4 protein-coding genes are annotated in these 3,717 nt (G+C 33.3%); all 4 read right to left on the bottom strand.

The window, feature by feature from the left end:
- The coding region (locus tag WBN21_RS15375) for an FtsW/RodA/SpoVE family cell cycle protein (protein ID WP_424201822.1) at positions 1–667 on the bottom strand (667 nt) is incomplete at its 3' end.
- An 11-nt stretch (positions 668–678) separates the two neighbouring features.
- Positions 679–2,016, bottom strand: coding sequence for a UDP-N-acetylmuramoyl-L-alanine--D-glutamate ligase (murD, locus tag WBN21_RS15380; protein ID WP_424201824.1), 1,338 nt, complete (start codon positions 2,014–2,016; stop codon positions 679–681).
- Between the two features lie 42 nt (positions 2,017–2,058).
- On the bottom strand, positions 2,059–3,300 hold the full coding sequence (mraY, locus tag WBN21_RS15385) for a phospho-N-acetylmuramoyl-pentapeptide-transferase (RefSeq protein WP_424201826.1): 1,242 nt from the start codon (positions 3,298–3,300) through the stop codon (positions 2,059–2,061).
- A 55-nt stretch (positions 3,301–3,355) separates the two neighbouring features.
- Positions 3,356–3,717 (bottom strand): glutamate ligase domain-containing protein (locus WBN21_RS15390; RefSeq protein WP_424201828.1); only part of this gene is annotated, 362 nt, incomplete at its 5' end.

The following is a 3,717-nucleotide window of genomic DNA, read 5'->3' on the forward strand; positions in this document are numbered from 1 at the left end:
TATCAATTCTATTTGGCATAGCATCTGGAAAGGCTTTTGCAATCAATACAAACAATACTAAAACCAATATTCCAGAACCAATTATAACCGCTAAATAGCGTAAAGGATAGCCTCCAAGAAAAACCAACATTACCACCATTAAAAACATGATGGCCGCTGTTGAAAAATTAGCAGGTAGAATAAGAATGAGCACAAAAAAAACAGGAATCCAAAGTGGTAAAATAGATGCTTTAAAGGTTACAATTTCATCTTTAATTTTCGACATGTACCTTGCCACATAAACCATGAGAACAACGGCTGCCAAAGTGGATGTTTGAAATGACATTCCCACAAATGGTATTTGAATCCATCTACTAGCATTCGCACCCTCAATAGTTGTGCCTTGCATCATAGTTAGTCCGAGCAACACAACCACAACAGGAATCATTATTAGCGACAAGCCTTTAAAATATCTGTATGGAATTTTGTGAACTCCATATATTATGGCAAAACCTAACAACAAATGCACAAAATGTTTAATAAAAAATGTAAATGTATTGCTACCTGTGCCTTTATAAGCTAAATTACTTGCCGCACTATAAACAGGCAAAAACGATAGAATAGCCAATAGTGCAACTATTGCCCAAATTAATCGATCGCCTTTTATGTTTTTAAATAGTGTTTGCACTTAATGTTTTATTATAGATTTCTTACTGCATTTTTAAATTGACGCCCACGATCTTCATAGTTTTCAAACAAATCAAAACTTGCACATGCCGGAGACAACAATACATTATCACCACTTTCAGCAACTTTGTATGCAATTTTTACTGCTTCACTCATAAATTGTGTTTCAACAATAACATCTACCATATTACCAAAAGTGCTTATCAACTTTTCGTTATCCACACCTAAGCATATAATAGCTTTTACTTTTTCATTTATAAACGGAAACAATTCCTCATAATTATTTCCTTTATCAACGCCACCAACAATCCAAACCGTTGGAGCACTCATACTTTCCAATGCATAATATGTAGCATTTACATTTGTAGCTTTTGAGTCGTTGATGTATTGTACTTTATTGATTTTAAGCACTTGCTCCAATCGATGCTCAACGCCTTGAAAGTTTTCTAAACTCTCTCTTATAGTTTGTTTTCTAATTTTTAATAAATGCGCTACAGTAGAAGCTGCCATGGCATTTTTAATATTGTGCTTTCCTTCTAATGTAATGTTTGCTGTTGGCATAATTATTTGGTTGTTATTTATTGTTATTTTAATTTTTTCTTTGTCTAAATACGCGCCGTTTTCAATAGGATTTACTAATGAAAATGGTAATAATGTGGATTGAATTGGATGGTTTTTTAAATGATTTACGATGATCTCATCGTCAGCATCATAAATCAAATAATCATCTTTTGTTTGATTCATGGCAACTCTGAATTTAGAGTTGATATAATTTTCGAATTTGTAATCATATCTGTCTAAATGATCTGGTGTAATATTCAGCAATACGGCAATTTTTGGTTTAAAATCGACAATATCATCTAACTGAAAACTGCTGATTTCTAACACGTAGTTTTTAAAATCCTCTTCTAAAACCTGTTTTGCAAAACTGTCTCCTATGTTGCCAGCCAATCCCACATTTAATTCTTGTTTAAGAATATGATGCGTTAGCGTTGCCGTTGTTGTTTTACCGTTACTTCCTGTTATTCCAACAATAGTTGCATTAGTAAATTTTGAAGCGAACTCTATTTCTGAAACTACTAGAATACCTTTATTTCGGATTTGCTTAATCAAATCCACTTTATCAGGAATTCCAGGACTTTTCATGACGATATCGGCATTTAGAATATTTGATTCTGTATGCTTTCCATCTTCCCATTCAATCTCATTATGTATAAGAACTTGTTTGTACTTTTCTTTAATTTTTCCTTTATCAGAAACGAAAACGTCATATCCTTTTGCATTTCCTAATAGTGCTGTACCAACACCACTTTCGCCTCCTCCTAATATGACTAATCGTTGTTTTTTCATTCTTTTCATGAGATGCTTCGATTTCGCTCAGCATGACAAGTATTATCTAATTTTCAATGTTACAATTGAAAGAATAGCGAGTAATATGCCAACAATCCAAAACCGCGTTACTATTTTACTTTCGTGATATCCAGCTTTTTGATAATGATGATGTAGCGGCGACATTCTAAAAATGCGACGTCCTTCTCCATATTTCTTTTTGGTATACTTAAACCAACTTACCTGCATAACTACCGATAAATTTTCGGCTAAAAAGATGCCGCACAATACAGGTATTAGCCATTCTTTTCTAACTGCAATGGCTATTACTGCTATAATACCACCTATGGTTAAACTTCCTGTATCACCCATAAAAACTTGTGCTGGGTAGGTGTTATACCATAAAAATCCAATAAGTGCTCCAACGAAAGCCATTATATAAATAGTTATTTCTTGAACCCCTGGGATATACATGATATTCAGGTATTCTGAGAAAATGATATTACCAGATACCCATGCGAAAATCCCTAGAGTAAGGACAATAATTGCGGAAGTCCCTGCTGCCAAACCATCAATACCGTCGGTTAAATTCGCACCGTTAGAAACGGCTGTAATAATGAAGATAGCAACCAAAATAAAAATTATCCATGCGTATTTTTCAAGACTTGGACTTATCCAAGTGATAACTTTAGCATAATCGAACTCATTCCCTTTTACAAAAGGAATGGTTGTTTTAGTAGACTTAACTTCAGGCTTAAACAGTTTTGAAGGCTCTATATTTGGATTTTCAGCCAATAAAACACGTTGTTGTTCAATTGGTAGCTTTTCTTTCATTGTTACATCTTGATGGAAAAATAAAGTTGCCCCTACAATAATTCCTAAGCCAACTTGCCCTAATACTTTAAACCTGCCCTTTAAACCTTCTTTATCTTTTTTGAATTTTTTGATATAATCATCAATAAATCCAATCGTACCCATCCAAAGTGTTGTTATAATCAAAAGAATGATGTATATATTTTCAAGTTTTGCCAATAACAGAACAGGAATTAAAGTTGCTAAAATGATGATTAAACCTCCCATAGATGGTGTACCAGCTTTTTCAACTTGTCCTTCCAAACCTAAATCTCTAATCGTTTCTCCAACTTGCTGTTTTTGCAGAAAGCGAATGATTCTTTTTCCATATATAGTAGAAATTAGCAGTGATAAAATCATTGCTAAAGCTGCTCTGAAGGTTAAAAAACCAAAAAGTGAAGCTCCAGGAAATTGAAACTGTTTTTCTAAATATTCGAATAAGTAGTATAACATTTAATTCTTTACTTTTATTAACCCTTCAACTGCTCTCAGGGAGACATTTATCTTCTTATTTCTGTAATTGTTTTAAAAATTCTTTTACTATTTTGAGGTCATCAAAATCGGAACGCAAGCCATTTATTTCTTGATAGGTTTCATGACCTTTTCCTGCAATTAAAATGATATCGTTTGGCTGCGCCATTTGGCAAGCCGTTTTTATTGCTTGCTTTCTATCTTCAATGGTTAATGTTTTTTTAAAATTTAGTGGTTCAACACCTGCCTCAATGTCTTTTAAAATATCTTCAGGTTTTTCACTTCGTGGATTATCACTTGTGAAAATCACTTTAGTACTTAAAGCCGAAGCAATGTGCCCCATTTTAGGACGTTTGGTTTTATCTCTATCACCACCACAACCAACAACTGTAATTAATT

The sequence above is a fragment of the Algibacter sp. genome (genome assembly GCF_049667265.1).
Taxonomy (GTDB): Bacteria; Bacteroidota; Bacteroidia; order Flavobacteriales; family Flavobacteriaceae; genus Algibacter_B.